The sequence below is a fragment of the Janthinobacterium sp. FW305-129 genome (assembly GCF_020858115.1).
In the GTDB taxonomy this organism is placed as follows: Bacteria; Pseudomonadota; Gammaproteobacteria; order Burkholderiales; family Burkholderiaceae_D; genus Janthinobacterium.
Genome location: NZ_JACYMM010000003.1, coordinates 48970 through 67178 on the forward strand (window position 1 = coordinate 48970; position 18209 = coordinate 67178).

The window sequence follows — 18209 nt, forward strand, 5'->3', positions numbered from 1 at the left end:
ATGCCGGGGCAGTGTGCCCCGGTCCACGGATCTGATTTTTAACGCTGAAACGCCACCTGTCCAGCCACGATGGTCGCCTTGACAATGCCGCTCAGCTCATAGCCGAGGAAAGGCGTGTGCTTGCCCTGGCTGGCCAGCGAGGCCGACGACACGGTCCAGCGCGCGGCGGGATCGAAGACGCAGATGTCGGCCGCTTCGCCCACGGCCAGGCTGCCGGCCGGGATGCCGGCGACACGGGCCGCATCGGAAGTGACCTTGGCCACGGCGCGCGCCAGCGGACGCTCGCCCGCTTGCGGCTGGCCCAGCGCATAGTCGTCGGCCCATTTCAGGGCCAAAGACAGCAGCAGTTCCAGGCCCGTGGCACCTGGCGACGCTTCGCCGAACGGCAGCAGTTTTTCATCGTCGTCGACGGGCGTGTGGTCCGAGCACATGGCGTCGACCGTGCCATCGAGCAGGCCGGCGCGGATCGCGTCGCGGTCGCGCTGGCTGCGGAACGGCGGCGTAACGCGCGCGTTCGGGTCGAAGAAGCCGATGTCGGCGTCCGTCAGGTGCACATGGTGCACGCCCACGTCGCAGGTGACGGGCAAGCCTTCGGCCTTGGCCGCGCGGATCAGTTCCAGGCCTGCCGCCGACGAGATGCGGCACAGGTGCACGCGCGCGCGGCTGGCGCGCATCAATTCAAAGATCGTGTGCAGGGCGATGGTTTCGGACATCACGGGTACGCCGGACAAGCCCAGGCGCGAGGCCAGCGGACCGCTGTGGGCGATGCCGCCACGGCCGATGTGCGGGTCTTGCGGGCGCAGCCAGACGGTGTAACCGAAGGTGTTCGCATACTGCATGGCGCGCAGCAGCACGGTGGTGTCCTCGATCGGCTCTTCGGCTTGCGCAAAGCCGATGCAGCCAGCTTCCGTCAGTTCCGCCATTTCCGTCAGCGACTTGCCCTTCAAGCCCATGGTCAGCGCGCCCAGCGGATGCACGTGCGCCTTGTTCTGCGTCTTGGCGCGGTATTTCAGCATTTCTACCAGGCCCGGCTCATCGAGCACGGGATCGGTGTCGGGCGGACACACCAGGCTCGTGACGCCGCCTTGCAGCGCCGCCTGCAGTTCCGATTCCAGGGTTGCCTTGTATTCGTAGCCCGGCTCGCGCAGGCGCGCGGACAGGTCGACCAGGCCGGGGGAAACCACCAGGCCGGCCGCGTCAAAGGTGGTGTCGGCCTTGAAGCCGGGCGGGGCGCTGCCCACGGCCAGCACCTTGCCGTCGGCGATAAACAGGTCTTGCAAGCCATCGATGCCGTTGGCAGGGTCGATCAGGTGGCCGTTCTTGATATGTAGTGTCGTCATGCTCGCTTACTCGTCCTTGGGCTATCAGCCCTGATTACCAGCCAAAATACTCATCACCGCCATGCGCACGGCGATACCGAAGGTCACCTGCGGCAGGATCACCGCCTGCGGACCGTCGGCCACGGCCGAGTCGATTTCCACGCCGCGGTTCATCGGGCCCGGATGCATGACGATGGCGTCCGGTTTCGCCAGCGCCAGGCGCTCGGGCGTGAGGCCATAGCTCTTGAAGTATTCCTGCGCCGACGGCAACAGCGCGCCGCTCATGCGTTCATTCTGCAGGCGCAGCATGATGATCACGTCCACGCCTTTCAAGCCTTCATCCATGTTGGTGAAGGTGCGCACGCCCATCTGTTCCAGGCCGCCCGGCAGCAGGGTGTGCGGGCCGATGGCGCGCACTTCAGGTACGCCCAGGGTGGTCAGCGCGTGGATGTCGGAGCGGGCCACGCGGCTGTGCAGGATGTCGCCCACGATGGCCACCGTCAGGTTCGTGAAATCCTTCTTGTAGTGGCGGATCGTGTACATGTCGAGCAAGCCCTGGGTGGGGTGCGCGTGGCGTCCGTCGCCCGCGTTGACCACGTGGACGTGCGGCTGCTTGGTGTCGATCAGGTGCTTGGCAATCAGGTAGGGCGCGCCCGACTGCGCGTGACGCACGACGAACATGTCGGCATGCATGGCCGACAGGTTGTCGATGGTGTCGAGCAGGGACTCGCCCTTGCTGGCCGACGAAGCCTGGATGTTCAGGTTGATGACGTCGGCCGACAAACGCTTCGAGGCGATTTCGAAGGTGGTGCGGGTGCGCGTGGAGTTTTCAAAGAACAGGTTGAAAACGCTCTTGCCGCGCATCAGCGGCACCTTTTTCACGTCGCGGTCGGAAATGCCGACGAACGAGGAAGCCGTGTCGAGGATGTGGTTGACGATAGACTTCGGCAAGCCTTCAATCGTCAACAGATGTTGCAGTTCGCCGTGTTTATTCAGTTGCGGATTAAGCATGGTGGGTATCTATGGTGAGCGTGAATTTTCCATCGTCGGCTTGCTTCAGGACCAGGGCCTGGCCCGGCGGCACGGCTGTGAAGGCGGCCACGAAATCGGCGGCCACCGGCAGCTGGCGTTCGCCGCGGTCGACCAGGGCCGCCAGCATGATCTTGGCCGGGCGGCCATAGTCGAACAATTCGTTGATGGCCGCGCGCGTGGTGCGGCCCGTGTACAGCACGTCGTCGACCAGCAGGATGGTGGCGCCGGCCACGTCGAAGCTGATTTGCGTCGGCTTGACGTCGGCATGCAGGCCCTTCTGGGCGAAGTCGTCGCGGTAGAACGAGACGTCGAGCACGCCCAGGCGGTCGAGCAGGTTCAGGTCGCGCGCCAGGCGTTCCGCCAGCCAGGCGCCGCCCGAATGGATGCCGACGATGGCGACGTTGGGGATGCCCGCCAGGCCGCTGCGCACCTGCTGCAGCAAATCTGCATACAGGGCCTCGGCGTCGAGTTGGGAAGGATTCGCAGGATGCGGCATAGAGTTCTTAATCATTCAGGGATGGAGTCTAGGGTCAGATTAATAATTCGCGTCGAAATACTGTTGCAGGATGATGGCGGCGGCGCGGTCGTCGATCACTTCGCCGCGCCTGGCGGCGATGACGGCCGAGGAATAGCGCTCGTCGACCAGTTCCACGGGCAGGTTGAAGCGGCCATGCACCTGGTTGGCGAAACGCCGGCAGCGCGCGCTCATCTCGTGCTCCGTGCCGTCCGGGTGGCTGGGCAAGCCCACCACGATGCGGCTGGCGCCCCACTCCTTGATCAGGCTGGCGATGGCGGCGAACTTCGGCTCGTTCGCCGTCTCCGTGATCACGCTGAGCGGCTTGGCCTGGCAAATCATGCTATTGCCGATGGCCACGCCAATGCGTTTCAAGCCAAAATCGAAGGCGAGGATGGTGTCGATGGCGTCACCGCTCATGCGTGGCCAGCCTCGCTCGCCAGCATGAGGGGATCGATGCCCAGTAACTTGATGGCCGCCACGTAACGCTGCTCGATGGGGAAATCGAACAGGATGTCGGCCGAGGCGCCCACCGTCAGCCAGCCGTTGCGGCCGATCTCGTCTTCCAGCTGGCCCGGGCTCCAGCCCGAGTAGCCGATCGAGACGAGCATGCGCTCGGGACCATCGCCCTTGGCGACGGCTTCGAGCACGTCGATCGAGGTGGTAAATGCCACTTCATCGGTCACCGTCAGCGACGAGGAATAGCGCGCGCCCGGGGTATGCAGCACGAAGCCGCGGTCGTCCTGCACCGGGCCGCCAAACATGATCGGCTCGTTGATGATGGGCGTGTCGCTGCCGGCCGCCAGTTTCAGGTCGATGCGGTCGAACAGCACTTCCATGGTCATGTCGGTGGGTTTGTTGATGACGACGCCCAGCACGCCGTTTTCATTGTGTTCGCACACGTACACGACCGTGCCGCCGAAGATCGGATCTTGCATGGCCGGCATCGCAATCAGGAAATGGTTGGCCAGATTCAGGGTGGAGGAACCGGTTGCGGCCGGTTCTCCCATCCCCTGCATCAGACGATGTCCTGGTAGAGTCTGGTCGATTTTACTCTTTTTCATACGCGATGCTCTCTCTGTGGGCTTGCTGGCAAGTCTCGCTTACCCCGCTATCGTACGCCTGGCGCAAGCGACCGCACATCCTGGGCGGCGCGCACCGTGTTGCCAAGCGTTATTCTTGTTATGTTGTAAATTAATGGTCAATTCGCCATGCCTGCGGGTGCGTTTCAATGCCAATTGTAAAATTGATTGCAAAACCGCTGTCGCACATAAAGCACCACGAACATACCCGGTAGTTTACACTGAATTGCCACCGCAGCGACGCCAAAGGCACGACGCGAGCGGCCATAAAGCCCTGTTGGCGGCAAAAAATCGCCTATCTTTGACCCTGAACACGCGAAATAATGACAATCAAGACTTCCCTGGTGTGGTTCCGGCGCGATCTGCGCGCGTTTGACCATGCTGCACTGCATCACGCCCTGCGCCAGAGCCAGGCCGTGCATTGCGTCTTCGTGTACGACACCGCCATCCTGGCAACGCTGCCGCACCGCGACCGGCGGGTCGACTTCATCCATGCCAGCGTGGCCGAGCTGGCTCATGAGCTGCGCCAACTGGGTGGCGACCTGATCGTGCTGCACGCGGACGCAGCCGAGGCAATCCCGCGCCTGGCCGCCGAATTGAACGCCGACGCCGTCTTTGCCAACCATGACTACGAGCCGCAAGCGATCGCCCGCGACGCCACGGTGGCCGCCGCGCTCACGCGCGACGCGCGCCTGTGGTTCAGCTTCAAGGACCAGGTAATCTTTGAAAAGGACGAGGTGCTGACCCTCTCGCAAAAACCCTACACTGTCTACACGCCGTACAAGAATGCCTGGCTGAAGAAAATGCGCGCCGAACCCGGCTGCCTGGCGCCGTTCGATATCGAACCGCACGCGGCCAGCCTGGCGCCGCCGCGCAATGGCACGCCGGCGCCCCTGCCCAGCTTGGGCGAGCTGGGGTTCGAGGCCAGCAACCTGGCCGCACTGGCCATTCCCACCGGCATGTCGGGCGCCAGCACGCTGTTCGAGGACTTTTTGCCGCGCGTGGCCCGCTATGACGTGGCGCGCGATTTTCCCGCCTTGAAGGGGCCGTCGTATCTGTCCATGCATCTGCGTTTCGGCACCGTGTCGCTGCGCTATCTGGTGCGCACCGTGGTCGACCTGATGGACCGGGGCGGCGGCGGCGATGGCGCGCCCGTGTGGCTGGCCGAACTGATCTGGCGCGATTTCTACGCCATGATCCTGTACCAGAACCCGCACGTGGAAGGCGGCGCCTTCAAACCGGCCTACGACGCCATCACCTGGGAAACGGGTCCCGAGGCCGATGCCGCCTTTGCCGCCTGGTGCGAAGGGCGCACCGGCTATCCGCTGGTGGACGCGGCCATGGCGCAGCTGAACCAGACGGGCTATATGCACAACCGCCTGCGCATGGTCACGGCCTGCTTCCTGATCAAGGATCTGGGCATCGACTGGCGCCGCGGCGAAGCGTATTTCGCGCTGCACCTGAACGACTTCGACCTGGCGTCGAACAACGGCGGCTGGCAGTGGGCTTCGTCGTCCGGCTGCGATGCCCAGCCCTACTTCCGCATCTTCAATCCCATCACGCAATCGGAAAAATTCGATGCGGGCGGGCGCTTCATCCGCCGCTACCTGCCGCAGCTCAAGGCGCTGGGCGACAAGGAAATCCACGCGCCCTGGCTGGTGCCGCGCATGCTGCTCGAGCAAAAAAACATCGTGCTAGGGCGCGACTATCCGGAGCCGCTGGTGCAGCACGACGAGGCGCGCAAGGAGACGCTGGAACGCTATGCAGTAGTCAAGGCGGTAGCGTAGATCAGGCGCCCGCCAGCAAGCGCCCCACCTCCGCCAGCAATTCCTCTTCCTGGAACGGCTTGCCGAAATACGCATTCACGCCCAGTTCAAAGGCATGCGCGCGGTGCTTGTCGGCGCTGCGCGAGGTGATCATGATGACGGGAATGGTACGCGTCTTGTCGTCGCTGCGCACATTGCGCGTCAAATCAAAACCGTCCATGCGCGGCATTTCCACGTCGACCAGCAGCAGGGCCGGCATGGCAGCCGCTTCCAGCGCGTGCAATTGCTCCAGCGCGTCGAGGCCATCCTTGGCCAGCAGCACCTGGTAGCCTTCGCGCTCGAACAAACGCTGCATCACGCGGCGCACCGTCAGCGAATCGTCGACCACCATCACGCGCACGGCAGGCGCGGCCAGCGCGCTGGTGGCCGCATGCTGCTCGCTGCTGGCCAGCGCATACTGCGACAGCAGTTCCGGATTGTGTTCCAGGTGCTGCGCCAGCGCCACGGGGTTCAGGATCAGCACGATGTCGCCCGTGCCCAGCACCGTGGCGCCGGCGATGCCCGGCATGCGCGCCAGCTGCGGCCCCACATGCTTGACCACGACCTCGCGATTGCCCACCACGTCATCGACCTGCAAGGCCAGCCTGTCATTGCCATTCCTGAGCAGCAGCACGGGCGCATGGCGCTGCGTGGCCTGCGCCGCCGGCGTCTCGCCCAGCATGGCCGACAGGTGGTGCAGCGCCAGCGGCTGCCCGTGCGACTCGATGCATCCGGCCGCCCGCACCTGCTCCAGCTGTTCGCCTTTCAGGTGCAGCACCTGCTCCACCAGCACCGATGGCAAGGCATACGTCTTGCCGCTGGCCGCCAGCAGCACCACCTGCGTGACGGCCAGGGTCAGCGGCAGGTGGATGGTGAAGCGCATGCCCAGGCCCGCCTGCGTCAGCGTTTCCACGCGCCCGCCCAGGGCCAGCGCTTCGGAGCGCACGATGTCCATGCCAACACCACGTCCGGCCAGTTCCGTCAGGCTGTCGGCGGTGGAAAAACCGGGCGTAAAAATCAGTTCGGCCGCCTGCGCGTCGGACAATGGCGCGTCCGTCGCCACCAGGCCGGCGCCGTGCGCCTTGGCGCGAATGCGTTCCAGGTCCAGCCCCGCGCCATCGTCGGAAAAGGCGATCGCCACTTCATTGCCCTGCTGGCTGACCTGCACCAGCAGCTCGCCCGTCTCGCTCTTGCCGGCGGCCAGGCGCGTATCGCGCGGCTCGACGCCGTGCACGATGGCGTTGCGCAGCAGGTGTTCGAAGGGCGCCGCCATGCGTTCGAGCACGCTGCGGTCGATTTCCACGCCGCCGCCGCGGATGTCGAGGTTGACGCGCTTGTCGACTTCCTTGGCGCTTTGCCGCGCCACGCGGAACAGGCGTTCGGCGATGCTGGCAAACGGCACCATGCGGATCTGCATCAGGTCGCGCTGCAGCTCGCGCGTCAGCCGCGCCTGCAGCACCAGGTCGTCCGTCACCGCATCGACGCTGTGGCTGAGGTTTTCGTGGAACGAGGCCACGTCGTTGACGCTTTCAGCCATCATGCGCGTAAGTTCCTGCAGGCGCGTAAAACGGTCGAATTCGAGCGGGTCGAATTCGCGCTCGCTGCCGACGGCCATGCGCGAGGCGATCTGCGATTCGGCCTGCATTTCCACTTCGCGCAGCTGGCGCCGCAGGCGCGCCAGGTTGTCGGAAAATTCAGACAGCGAAGCGCCCAGCACGCCGACTTCATTTTCCATCTTCGAGCGCGTGATCGACACTTCGCCGGCCTGGTTCACCAGACGGTCGAGGATATCGGCGCGCACGCGCACCAGCGCCGCCTTCGGTTCGGCCACCGGCGTGTCTTCCATGCCCGGCAAGGGCAGCAACGGTTGCTGCAGCTGCTCGAACAGGTGCAGCGCATGGTCGTAATGGGCCAGCAATTCCTCGAAAGCTTGCGGCGTGGCGGTGCCCGCGTGCAACATGTTTTCGATATGCGTCTCGATTTCATGCGCATGCTGGCCCAGGCGCATGGCGCCGGCCATGCGTGCGCTGCCCTTGACGGTGTGCAGGGTACGCAGCAGCATCTGCGCCTGGCCGCTGTCGTGCGGCTGCTGCTGCCAGCTGCGCAGCGCTTCGCCGATCTGCGGCAGCAGGTCGGCGCCCTCTTCCAGGAAGACGGACAATAAATCGAGGTCGAGTTCATCGCTGATGCCGGCGCTCGCGGCCAGCAGCGCGGCCGCATCGGCCGGCATGATGGCGGGCGCCGGCGCTTCCGGCGCCGCGTACTCCAATGGCGGCGCGTGCTCGAAGCCGGCATCGAACAGGTCGTCACTGGCGCCGCTGTCCTGCGCCGGTTGCGACGCCGGCACTTCGGCAGCCTCCTGCTGCTGCAGCGCATCGGCGACGATGCTTGCATACGTCGCCTCGAACAGGGTTTCGAGCTGCGGCACAGGGAGCTCGGAGAGCAATTCGGACGGCTGCGCGGGCGCGCCGACGATGCTGGCGTAAGCGGCCGCAAACAGGGCGTCGAGCCGCTCTTCCCGGCTCTCGCCGGGCGGCGCCGTCAAGGTGCGCCACAGGGTGTTGAGCGCTTCGATCATGTCCGGCTGCGTTGGCGCCAGGTCGCCCAGCGCGAACGCCTGCAGCATTTGTCCAATGCGCTGCGTGGCCTGCTCCAGCACGTCGTGCTGTTCAGCGCGCAGGCCGGCCAGCGGCGGCACCACCGTTTCGATCACCGTTTCCAGCGCGTGCGCCAGGTCGCGCAGGGACTGGAAGCCGACCGTGCCCGACGTCCCCGCCAGGGTGTGCACGGCTTGCAGCGCCTCCGCGCTGACGGCGCGCTGTTCATGGCGCCATTCGCCGAAGTCGCGCGTGAGCACGCGCAGCAATTCATCCGTCTCGGCCAGGTAGATGTTGTACAAGGGAAGGCTGATGCGCAGTTCGCCCACGTGCTTGAGGTGATCGTCAGGCGCTTCGTGCAGCGCGGGCGCCGTGGCCAACGGAAGTCCGATCACATTGCCATTGCCAGCCAGCGACGTGGCCGGACGCGGCTTGCGCAGTTCGAACGGCCCGCCTTCGCGCACGCGCTCTGCCGCCGCCAGCAGCATGCCGGCCTCGCGCTCGCGCCCCGCGCCGCCTTCCAGTTCGGCCACCCATTCGCTGAGCTGGTACCAGCCGTAATTGAGCAAGGTAAACAGATCGTCGCTGACGGGGCGCGCTTCGGCCAGCCAGGTATTCATGACGCGCTCGATGGCGCCGGCCGCTTCGGCAAACTGCGCCAGGCCGATCATGCGGCCGCTGCCTTTCAGGGTGTGGAACGAGCGGCGCAGCATGGCCAGATGGTCGCCGCTGGCGGCCTGCTCGCGCGGCAAGGCCAAGGTGGTGTCGACAAAGGCCAGCACTTCGCGCGCTTCGGCGATGAAGATGTCGAGCATTTCCGCGTCGACGTCGGTCACTGCCGGCACGGCATCCATGCCGGCGGGTGCGGCGGGCGCCAGGGCCTGGTCGAGCAAGGGCACAGGCACGGCGCCGGCAGCGGCGACTTTTTCAAAGGGCAGGGCGCGGAAAGTACCGGCGGCCGCATCGAAATGAAAACGCCCGCTGGCCGCTTGCGCGTTGCGGCCCAGCATATCGACAAAAAAACCCAGCGCACTGACATTCTGCGCGATCTCGTCGAGCGCCTCGGCGTGTGACTCCGCCTTGGCGTCTGCATTGGCATCGCCACCGGCCAGCTGCCGCACGGCCGCATCGACCTGCAGCACGGCGGCGCGCGCGTCGTCCTGTCCCAGCCCGGCCAGCTGCCGCTGCAACTGCTCCAGCACGGGCGCGACGCCATCGAGTGCCCCCGCCCTCCCCGCACCCGCTGCATCCGCGTAATAGGCGTTGAGCACCTTTTCCACCTGGCGCAGTCCCGTCTTCATGTCCTCGGCCAGCGCGGCCACGGTCTGCCCCTGCTCGATCTGGCGCGACAGCTCGCCCGCCGTGACGGGCGGCGGCGCATCACCAGCCAGCAGCGCCTGCAGGCGCGCGGCGATGGTTTCCGCATTGCCGGCGAAATCGTCGGGCAGGCGGCGCAGCTGCTCCAGGCCCGTGTCGGCAAACAGCAGCGCCATGCCGATTTCATTTTCCAGGGCCGCGCTGCGCCCGCTGGCAACGGCTTGCCGCGCCACGGCCGCGCATTCGCGCAGCAGGCTGGCCAGGGCCGGCTGCCGCAGAATGTCGGTCTGTGCCGCCACCTGCTGCAAGGACTGTTCGAATGCGTCGCCCAGGGCAGGATCGAGGTCGGCTTGCGCCAGACGGCTCCAGCTGGCGCGCGCCTGCGCCAGGGCCGTGCGCGCGCCTTGCAAGGCATCCTGGTCAACCTGGCCGTAGCGCCGCGTTTCCACGTCGGCGGGCAGCATGCCGTCCAGCGCGAAGGCGGCGCGCAGCTGGCATGCCTCCGGCGTCGGCTCGCGTGCGGCGGCGATGAAGAACAGGGCGTCGCGCAGCATCGCTTCGGGCAGGCCGGCCGTCCCCTGCGCCAGGCGGCGCAATTGCAGGTTGATCAGGCCGAACAGTTGCTTGACGTTGAGCGTGCCCATGCCCTCTCCGCTGGCCGCCAGCCCCGCGAACGCCTGCATGGCGAACCAGAAGGTGCGCGCCGGCCCTTCCTGCTGCGCGTCGGCCACCAGGGTCAAGGTGGCGTGCAGCTCGCCCGCGTGCTGGCGCCGCGCCGCATCATCCTGCGCCTTCAGGAAAGGCAGCAGGGATTTTTCAAAGCGTCCACGCCAGGCAGGATAGTCCGCCACGGGCGGCGTGTCGGCCAGCGCGATGGCCTGACCTTCCAGCATGGCGGAGGGCGGGAAAAACAGGTCGGCCGGGTGGATGCGCTCGGCGCCCAGCAGGATTTGCAGGTCACGGTAATAGGGGAACAAGCGCGCCGGCTGCGGCGGCGTGCCGGCCACCAGGTCTTCCAGGTATTCGGTTAATGCCTGATACAGCCCGGCGACGATCTGTGCATGGTCCAGCGTGTATTCCAGGCTGCCGTCGCGAAAGCGCGCCAGCGCCTGTTCCGCGCCGTCCGTCAGCAGGCTGGCGCCGGCCACGTCCACCATCACCAGCGCGCCATGCGCCTGGTGCAGGTGCGAGCGCGCGTGCTGCAGGGCCGTGGCGCGTTCCTCGCGCTCGCGGCCGCCTGCCTCGAACAGGGCTGTTTTGGAGCGGCCCAGGGCTTCGCGGATTTCCACCATCACCCACGACAAAGGTTCGCTGTCGAACGGCTTGGACTGCTGTGGACTATCTGGTGTGCTCATGCATGCCTCGGTAAGGAAATCGCCCTGGACTGGCGCGGCGTTCAGGCGGCGACGCGGAAGCGCGACACCGAATTTTTCAGTTCCTGCGCCAGCATCGACAGTTTATGGATCGATTGCGCCGTTTGCTGCGTGCCATCCTGGGTCTGCTCCGTCACGCTCAGGATATGCTGGATATTCAAGGCCACGCCGCTGGCCGAACCGGCCTGCGTGCCGGTGGCGAACGAGATGCCCTGGATCAGTTCGGCCAGGTGTTTCGACACCTGGCTGATGTCGTTCAAGGCCGCACCGGCCGCATCGGACAGGTGCGCACCCTCGACCACGCCCTGCGTGGACTTTTCCATCGCGCGGGTGGCGTCCTGGGTATCGGCCTGGATGGTGCGCACCAGCGCGCCGATCTGCTTGGCGGCGGCGGCCGAACGTTCGGCCAGGCGCTGCACTTCCTCGGCGACGACGGAAAAGCCGCGCCCCGCCTCGCCGGCCGATGCGGCCTGGATGGCGGCGTTCAGCGCCAGCACGTTGGTCTGCTCGGTGATGTCGGAAATGAGCTCGGTGATTTCGCCGATTTCCTGCGACGACTCGCCCAGGCGCTTGATGCGCTTGGACGTATCCTGGATCTGCTCGCGGATTTCATGCATGCCCTTGATGGCGTTTTCCACCGCCGTCGAGCCCTGCTGCGCCGCCGCCACCGACTGGCGCGCCACGTCGGCCGAAACGCTGGCCGACTTCGACACGTCGGTAATCGCATTGGCCATCTTGACGACGGTAGCGCTGACGCCCTGGATTTCGCGCGACTGCTGCTGCGACGCGATCAGCAGCTTGCTGGAGATGCTTTGCGCCTGCGTCGAGGCGCGGTTGACCTGTTCGGCCGTCGCCGTCACCCTCCCCACCAGGCCGCGCAACTCCTCGACCGTGTAGTTGACGGAATCGGCGATGGCGCCCGTGATGTCTTCCGACACGGTTGCCTGCACCGTCAGGTCGCCGTCGGCGACCTTCTGCAATTCGTTCATCAGGCGCAGGATGGCCGCCTGGTTCTGCTCATTCTTGGCCTTGGCCTGCTCCTCCTTTTCCTGCGACAGCAGGCGCTGGATTTCCGCTTCCTGGCGCCGCCGCTCGGCGTCGCGCGTGCGGTTGACGGAGTCCTGCAGCAGCACGCGGCCGATGCCGGCCGCCGCGATCAGGGTCAGCAAGACGCCGCCGACCATCAGCCAGAAGGCGACGCCCAGGGTTTCCTGGTTCACGTGGTACATCTGCTGCAGCAGGGTCAAGCGCTGGCGCAGGTCTTCGTTCTCGTTGAAGATCAGCTGTTCGGCACTTTTCGCCGAACTGAACTTGTCGAGCCGGTCGAGTATCGACGACACCAGCTTCTGGTAACTATCAAAAGTGGCTTTCAGCGCCACCAGCCGGTCACGCAGTTCGGCGTCGCGCGTGGGCGCCAGTTGCAGCGACACGCTGCCATTCAACAGGCCTTCGACCGCGGTGCGGAAATACGTCGTGTCGCGCCCCAGCGAAAACGCCGTTTCCGAGCTGATGCTGCCTGACGACAGGAATTCGCTGGCGCTGCGGCTCATGCGCTGGCTCAGCATCATCAGGCGGCCGATGACGGCCAGGTCGCGCGCATTGCCGCCGCGCTGCACCTTCAGCGCCGCGATTTCCTCGGTCTGCGCCAGCAGCGCCGGCGACAACGCGTTCAACTGCTGCAAGGTCTTGTCGAATTCGCCCAGCTCCGTTTTCAGGCGCAGGATGGTGCTGGCCGCGCGGTCGCTGCTGGCCCACTTCTTGCGCGCGTCGGCCACGGCCGCCAGCAGGGCGGAACGCGACTCGCCGATATCGCGCCCGTGATACGTCCCGCCGCGCAGCATCAGGCGGAAATCCTGATTCAGTTCATTGCGGCTTTCCTCGAGCTGGCGGAACGCTTCCGGATTGCCTTGCACGGCGTTCGGCGCGGCCTTGCCGAGGCGCTGCGAATGCATCAGCGCATCGCTGGCCAGCTGCGTCTGCGCCGAGGCGATATTGCCGCTGCGCGTATTGAGGCCGACGAACAGCAGACTGGCGGCCAGGCTCAGGGCCATCACCGTCGACAGGATGCTCAGCTGCTTTTGCAGTGGAAAATGGCCGATCAGCGGCAGCTTCCAGTCCCCGGCCGGCGCGCTGGCCAGCGACTTGCGCCGTCCCAGCGCGTCGCGCAGGCGCAGCGGCAGGTCGGCTGCCGATGCCGGCTCGCCGGGCAGGTGCTGCGCTTCGGGCATGCCGGCCGCCAGGATAGGAGAATGGGCGCCCATCAGCAAATGTCCTTGTGGAGGGCCGGGCCGCCAAAGCCGGCATCGAGGAAGCGTTCCGCTTGCGCCAGCTGCGCCAGGTCCAGGCGCAGCCACTGCTGTCCTTCGCTGTCGCGCAGGGCCTGCGCCGCCCAGGACGGCGGTGCATCCGGCAAGGAGACGGACTGCATCGCGCGCAGCTGGCGCAAGCCCAGCACGCGCTCGACCAGCAATGCGCAGTTCAGACCCAGGCGTGGAGAAAACGTGATGATGCGGCAGTGATTGCCTGGCGCGCAAGCCGGTTCGCCCATGTAGCGGGCCAGGTCGACGACCCCCGTCAGGCGTCCGCGCATGGCCGCCAGGCCCAGGTACCAGTCCTGTGCCAGCGGCACGCCCTGGATCTGCACGCCGGCGGCAATGACGATTTCACCGAGCTGCGTCAGGTCGAGCAGGCAGGGGCGGCCGCCGAGCATCACGCCCAGTTCCTTGCGCGCCGCCAGCGCGCCGCTGCGTGCTGCCTGTATCCGCTCGATCAATTGCAGCTGATACTGGCGCAAGCGCCCCTGCCGCGCGCCCGTTTCGAAGGATGGCATGGCGGCAGCGGCAGGTGGAAAGACCGCTGTGGACACGCCGTGACCTGGCATCGTGTGCATTCTCAGGAGAGCGCGGCGATCTTGGCCAGCAGCTCGGCTTCGACCACCGGCTTGACCAGGTAATCGCGCGCGCCCTGGCGCAAGCCCCAGATGCGGTCCGTTTCCTGGCTCTTGCTGGAGCAGATAATCACCGGCACGTCCTGCAGTTCGGGATCGCGCGCGATGGCGCGCGTGATCTGGAAGCCATTCGCACCGGGCATCACCACGTCCATCAGGATCAGGTCGGGCCTGGCCTCTTTGAGTTGCGCCAGCGCGTCGGCGCCGTCCTGCGCCGTGAGGACGGCATAACCGGCGCGCACCAGCATCTCGCTCAGGTAGTAGCGTTCTGTCGGCGAGTCATCGACGATCAGAATTGTGTGTATGGCCATCTGCTTCCTTGCTGCGTTGTCAATCAATAAAAACACTTACTCAAAATGCCCTGCCAGGTGCAGCCGCACGGCCGCCAGCAGCGCCTCGCGCGCCAGCGGCTTGGCCAGGCAGGCGCTGGCGCCCGCCATGGCGCCGCGCGCGCGGTCGAACAAGCCTTCCTTCGACGACAGCATCAGCACCGGCGTGGCGTGATATGCCGCGCTGGCCTTGATCAGGGCACAGGTGCGGTAGCCGTCCAGGCGCGGCATCACGATGTCGCACACGATCAGCGCCGGCTGGCAGTCGGCGATCTTGGCCAGGGCCTCGAAGCCGTTTTCCGCCACCACCACGCAATAACCGGCCTCGCGCAGTATCTTCGCGGCCGCGCTGCGTATCGTCGCACTGTCGTCGATGACGAGTATCGTGGCGCTGGCGCACACGGCATCGGACGGCGCCTCGGGCGGGAAAGGTCGCGTCATGTGATTATTCGACAATCTTTCATACCATAGCACAGGCGGCCGCGATACCAGCGTGCGGCAGCGGCATCCGGTGGATCGGATTGATTACAGCGCCACCATCTCGAAATCATCCTTGCGCGCACCGCATTCAGGACAGGTCCAGTTCATCGGAACATCGGCCCAACGCGTGCCCGGAGCGATGTCTTCGTCGGGCAGGCCGGCCGCTTCATCATAAACCCAGCCGCAAATAAGACACATCCACGTTTGGAATTGCTGCGTTGTTTCGTTGCTACTCACGTTCTGCCACCCTTCAATCAAGTAAAATGCTGAATTAGGTATCTTAATCTACCCGCCGTGCAAAACCAAACTTCTCCCCTCATATTAAGCTTCGGCGTGTCCGATCCGGTCGGCGCGATCGGCATTCAGGCCGACCTGGCCACGTTTTCAGCCTTCGGCTGCCACGGCCTGTCCGTCACCACGGGCCTGCTGATCAGCGATACGGCGCGCGTCGAAGACGTGCAGGCGGTCGACCCGGACTGGGTCTCCGACCAGGCGCGCGTGCTACTGGAAGACATGTCCGTCGCCGCCATCAAGATCGGCGCGCTGGGCAGCGTGGAAAACGTCACGGCCATCGCCGAAATCGTCTCCGACTATCCGAACGTGCCGCTGATCCTCGACCCCTTCATCTCGGCGCTGCCGGAACAGGGCATGGACGACGAGGACATCCTCACCGCCGTGCGCCAGCTGCTGATCCCGCAAACGACACTGCTGGTGCTCTCGCCGGTGGAGCTGGAACGCCTGGCCGAGACCTGGCGCGACGCCGATCCGGACGACACCCTGCAAAACGACGTCGACTACCTGGTGGCGCTGGGCTGCGAGTACGTGCTCGTCACCGGCATGCCGGCCGACGCCAGCAAGTCCGGCACGGGCGAAGGCAAGTTGCGCGCCAATACCCTGTTCGGCGAGGATGGCGTGGTGCGCCACGACGAATGGCAGCACCTGCCGGGCATCTTCAACGGCGCCGGCAGCACCCTGTCGGCGGCGGCCACAGCCCTGCTGGCCCTGGCGGAAAACGAAGACGATGTGCCGCAGGTGGTCGTGGCGGCGCAGGAATTTACTACCGGTGCGCTGGCCCACGCGCAGCGCCACGGCATGGGCAAGCTGGTGCCGAACCGGCTGTTCCGGCAGCAGCGCCAGCGCGGCGCCCAATAATCCCGTCCAGACAAACACAGACGACACAGACAACGATCCACTTTCAAGGCACGATTATCATGACGACGACTTCCCAGAACGACATCCTGTTTGCCCGCGCACAAAAAACCACGCCAGGCGGCGTCAATTCGCCCGTGCGCGCCTTCCGCTCAGTGGGCGGCACGCCGCGCTTCATCACGCGCGCCGAAGGCCCGTATTTCTGGGATGCGGACGGCAAGCGCTATATCGACTACATCGGCTCCTGGGGCCCGGCCATCGTCGGCCACGCCCACCCGGAAGTGGTGAAAGCGGTGCAGGATGCGGCCGCGCTGGGCCTGTCGTTCGGCGCGCCGACCGAAGGCGAAGTGCTGATGGCCGAGGAAATCACGCACCTGGTGCCGTCGATCGAGCAGGTGCGCCTGGTGTCGTCGGGCACGGAAGCGACCATGAGCGCCCTGCGCCTGGCGCGCGGCGCCACGGGACGCGACAAAATCGTCAAGTTCGAAGGCTGCTACCACGGCCACGCCGATTCGCTGCTGGTGAAAGCGGGCAGCGGCCTGCTCACCTTCGGCAACCCGACCTCGGCCGGCGTGCCGGAAGATTTTGTAAAGCACACCCTGGTGCTCGACTATAACAATGTGGAGCAGCTGAAGGACGCCTTCGACAGCTTCGGCGCGGAAATCGCCTGCGTCATCGTCGAACCGGTGGCCGGCAACATGAACCTGGTGAAAGCCACGCCGGCATTCCTGCAGGCGATGCGCGAGCTGTGCACGCAACACGGCGCCCTGCTCATTTTCGATGAAGTCATGTGCGGCTTGCGCGTGGCCCTGGGCGGCGCGCAGGCGCTGTACGGCATCCAGCCCGACCTCACCGCGCTCGGCAAGGTGATTGGCGGCGGCATGCCGGTGGCGGCCTTCGGCGGCAGCGCGGCGCTGATGCACCATATGGCGCCGCTGGGCGCCGTCTACCAGGCCGGCACCTTGTCGGGCAACCCGGTCGCCGTGGCGGCCGGCATGGCCACCTTGAAACTGATCCAGCAGCCCGGCTTCTATGAGCAGCTGGGCGCCACGGCCAAGCGCCTGGCCGAAGGCTTGACCGCCGCCGCCAAGGAGGCCGGCGTGGTCTTCTGCGCCGACTACATCGGCGGCATGTTCGGCATCTACTTCAGCGCAACGCCGCCGACCAGCTACGCGGAAATGATGGCGGGCGACCGCAGCAAGTTCAACGCCTTTTTCCACGCCATGCTGGACGAAGGCGTGTATTTCGCGCCAGCCGCTTTCGAGGCGGGCTTCGTCTCGGCGCAGCACGACGATGCCGTCATCGACGCCACCATCGCTGCCGCGCGCAAGGTGTTCGCCACCCTCGCTTAAACGTTTTACACTGCCGCGGTGTCCATCACCACGGCCACCAGCGCCGGCAAACTGGCCATGTCGTTGAACACGACATGCGCGCCGGCCGCTTTCAACCTATCTTCCTGGCCGGCGGCGATATGCCCGCCGCCGATGAATCCCAATACCGTCATGCCCGCCGCCACGGCGGCCGTCACGCCCGTGACGCTGTCTTCCAGCACCAGGCACTGGCTTGGCGGCACGCCAAACGCGCTTGCTGCCGCCAGGTAGACGCCCGGATGCGGCTTGGCGTGGCCCACCAGATCCGGCGTAAACACGCGCTTGTCGAATAGCGGCGCCATGCCAGTGCGCTCAAGCGCCGACAGCACGCGCGCGCTGACGCTGTTTGAGGCCACGGCCTTGGGCAGCGCAATGGCGGCCAGCGCCTGCGCCACGCCGGGCACGGCGCGCAATTGCGCGTCGCAAGCCGCATCGACGGCGTTGCCAATGGCCATGATCTCGTCAGCCGGCAATTGCGGCAAGCCCAGTTCCTTGTAGATATCCTGCATCAGCGGCACCAGTCGCTGCCCCAGGCGCGGCTCGATCAAGCCTTGCACGGTGACGCCCTCGGGCAGGTTCGGCAGGCGCGGCCCCAGCAATTCCAGCAGCGCTTGCAGGGCCACGGCTTCGCTGTCGATCAGTACGCCATCGCAGTCGCTGATCAAATGGGTAAAGCGCGGTGGGGCGGTAGCGGTATCAGGCATGGATTCTCCAGAAGAACAACGGTGGCAGGAAATGCGGCGGCCAGCCGGCAAGGCTGGCATCGCAACGATCATAGGTGGAACAGGCGGACGCTGCCACGCAGAAAACGTCTGAATGACGATACTATTCTGCAAAAGGCAGACTACGGGGAAAAGAATCGGGCGCCAGGCAAGCGCCTAAGCGCAAATACCAA

At 65.8% G+C, this 18209-nt stretch carries 15 protein-coding genes; 3 read left to right on the forward strand and 12 right to left on the reverse strand.

All coding sequences use genetic code 11. The annotated features are described in order from the left end of the window. Positions 1-38: 38 nt before the first annotated feature. From IGS61_RS06580 to IGS61_RS06600, 5 genes are read right to left on the reverse strand one after another with little or no spacing between them, the layout of a single operon-like run. Positions 39-1340, reverse strand: a complete 1302-nt coding sequence (locus IGS61_RS06580; RefSeq protein ID WP_230538871.1) for a dihydroorotase — start codon at positions 1338-1340, stop codon at positions 39-41. 24 nt (positions 1341-1364) lie between these two features. Continuing rightward, positions 1365-2330, reverse strand: a complete 966-nt coding sequence (locus IGS61_RS06585; RefSeq protein ID WP_034746695.1) for an aspartate carbamoyltransferase catalytic subunit — start codon at positions 2328-2330, stop codon at positions 1365-1367. Then, on the reverse strand, positions 2323-2847 hold the full coding sequence (pyrR, locus tag IGS61_RS06590) for a bifunctional pyr operon transcriptional regulator/uracil phosphoribosyltransferase PyrR (RefSeq protein WP_230538872.1): 525 nt from the start codon (positions 2845-2847) through the stop codon (positions 2323-2325). Before pyrR ends, IGS61_RS06585 begins: the two co-directional genes overlap by 8 nt. A 39-nt stretch (positions 2848-2886) precedes the next feature. Further along, positions 2887-3285 (reverse strand): Holliday junction resolvase RuvX, encoded by a 399-nt coding sequence (gene ruvX, locus IGS61_RS06595; RefSeq protein ID WP_230538873.1) that lies wholly within the window; start codon positions 3283-3285, stop codon positions 2887-2889. Further along, positions 3282-3884, reverse strand: a complete 603-nt coding sequence (locus tag IGS61_RS06600; RefSeq protein ID WP_077408478.1) for a YqgE/AlgH family protein — start codon at positions 3882-3884, stop codon at positions 3282-3284. The genes ruvX and IGS61_RS06600 overlap by 4 nt, the downstream gene beginning before the upstream one ends. A 386-nt stretch (positions 3885-4270) precedes the next feature. Here IGS61_RS06600 and IGS61_RS06605 point away from each other — a divergent pair, with 386 nt between their 5' ends. Then, entirely contained in the window at positions 4271-5734 is a 1464-nt protein-coding gene (locus IGS61_RS06605) for a cryptochrome/photolyase family protein (protein WP_230538874.1), read from the forward strand. A gap of 1 nt (position 5735) precedes the next feature. Here the strand turns inward: IGS61_RS06605 and IGS61_RS06610 are convergent, their stop codons facing one another. The 6 genes from IGS61_RS06610 to IGS61_RS06635 all read right to left on the reverse strand — a co-directional run bounded on the left by IGS61_RS06610 (position 5736) and on the right by IGS61_RS06635 (position 14993). Further along, a complete protein-coding gene (locus IGS61_RS06610) occupies positions 5736-11021 on the reverse strand; it encodes a hybrid sensor histidine kinase/response regulator (protein ID WP_230538875.1) in 5286 nt (1761 codons plus the stop codon). Positions 11022-11062: 41 nt separating this feature from the next. Next, entirely contained in the window at positions 11063-13300 is a 2238-nt protein-coding gene (locus IGS61_RS06615; RefSeq protein WP_230538876.1) for a methyl-accepting chemotaxis protein, read from the reverse strand. Further along, complete coding sequence (locus IGS61_RS06620) at positions 13300-13905, reverse strand: chemotaxis protein CheW (RefSeq protein ID WP_329958041.1); 606 nt, start codon at positions 13903-13905, stop codon at positions 13300-13302. Before IGS61_RS06620 ends, IGS61_RS06615 begins: the two co-directional genes overlap by 1 nt. 26 nt (positions 13906-13931) lie before the next feature. Then, on the reverse strand, positions 13932-14297 hold the full coding sequence (locus IGS61_RS06625; RefSeq protein ID WP_070222135.1) for a response regulator transcription factor: 366 nt from the start codon (positions 14295-14297) through the stop codon (positions 13932-13934). Between the two features lie 36 nt (positions 14298-14333). Further along, positions 14334-14756, reverse strand: a complete 423-nt coding sequence (locus tag IGS61_RS06630) for a response regulator (protein ID WP_230538877.1) — start codon at positions 14754-14756, stop codon at positions 14334-14336. 84 nt (positions 14757-14840) lie between these two features. Then, complete coding sequence (locus IGS61_RS06635; protein ID WP_010401308.1) at positions 14841-14993, reverse strand: rubredoxin; 153 nt, start codon at positions 14991-14993, stop codon at positions 14841-14843. Between the two features lie 96 nt (positions 14994-15089). Here IGS61_RS06635 and thiD point away from each other — a divergent pair, with 96 nt between their 5' ends. Next, entirely contained in the window at positions 15090-15947 is an 858-nt protein-coding gene (gene thiD / locus IGS61_RS06640; RefSeq protein ID WP_354670243.1) for a bifunctional hydroxymethylpyrimidine kinase/phosphomethylpyrimidine kinase, read from the forward strand. Between the two features lie 59 nt (positions 15948-16006). Continuing rightward, positions 16007-17296, forward strand: coding sequence for a glutamate-1-semialdehyde 2,1-aminomutase (gene hemL, locus IGS61_RS06645; RefSeq protein WP_230538879.1), 1290 nt, complete (start codon positions 16007-16009; stop codon positions 17294-17296). A gap of 5 nt (positions 17297-17301) precedes the next feature. Here the strand turns inward: hemL and IGS61_RS06650 are convergent, their stop codons facing one another. Beyond that, the gene (locus tag IGS61_RS06650; RefSeq protein WP_230538880.1) at positions 17302-18018 is read right to left on the reverse strand and encodes an HAD family hydrolase; all 717 of its coding nucleotides are present in this window, start codon (positions 18016-18018) and stop codon (positions 17302-17304) included. Between the last annotated feature and the right edge of the window lie 191 nt (positions 18019-18209).

Bases quoted from the DNA above. Each gene is read 5' to 3' on its own strand.
- IGS61_RS06585 (WP_034746695.1), bottom strand. From the start codon at position 2,330: ATGCTTAATCCGCAACTGAATAAACACGGCGAACTGCAACATCTGTTG.
- IGS61_RS06580 (WP_230538871.1), bottom strand. From the start codon at position 1,340: ATGACGACACTACATATCAAGAACGGCCACCTGATCGACCCTGCCAAC.
- ruvX (WP_230538873.1), bottom strand. From the start codon at position 3,285: ATGAGCGGTGACGCCATCGACACCATCCTCGCCTTCGATTTTGGCTTG.
- IGS61_RS06635 (WP_010401308.1), bottom strand. From the start codon at position 14,993: ATGTGTCTTATTTGCGGCTGGGTTTATGATGAAGCGGCCGGCCTGCCC.
- IGS61_RS06615 (WP_230538876.1), bottom strand. From the start codon at position 13,300: ATGGGCGCCCATTCTCCTATCCTGGCGGCCGGCATGCCCGAAGCGCAG.
- IGS61_RS06625 (WP_070222135.1), bottom strand. From the start codon at position 14,297: ATGGCCATACACACAATTCTGATCGTCGATGACTCGCCGACAGAACGC.
- IGS61_RS06605 (WP_230538874.1), top strand. From the start codon at position 4,271: ATGACAATCAAGACTTCCCTGGTGTGGTTCCGGCGCGATCTGCGCGCG.
- IGS61_RS06610 (WP_230538875.1), bottom strand. From the start codon at position 11,021: ATGAGCACACCAGATAGTCCACAGCAGTCCAAGCCGTTCGACAGCGAA.
- IGS61_RS06630 (WP_230538877.1), bottom strand. From the start codon at position 14,756: ATGACGCGACCTTTCCCGCCCGAGGCGCCGTCCGATGCCGTGTGCGCC.
- IGS61_RS06650 (WP_230538880.1), bottom strand. From the start codon at position 18,018: ATGCCTGATACCGCTACCGCCCCACCGCGCTTTACCCATTTGATCAGC.
- pyrR (WP_230538872.1), bottom strand. From the start codon at position 2,847: ATGCCGCATCCTGCGAATCCTTCCCAACTCGACGCCGAGGCCCTGTAT.
- hemL (WP_230538879.1), top strand. From the start codon at position 16,007: ATGACGACGACTTCCCAGAACGACATCCTGTTTGCCCGCGCACAAAAA.
- IGS61_RS06600 (WP_077408478.1), bottom strand. From the start codon at position 3,884: ATGCAGGGGATGGGAGAACCGGCCGCAACCGGTTCCTCCACCCTGAAT.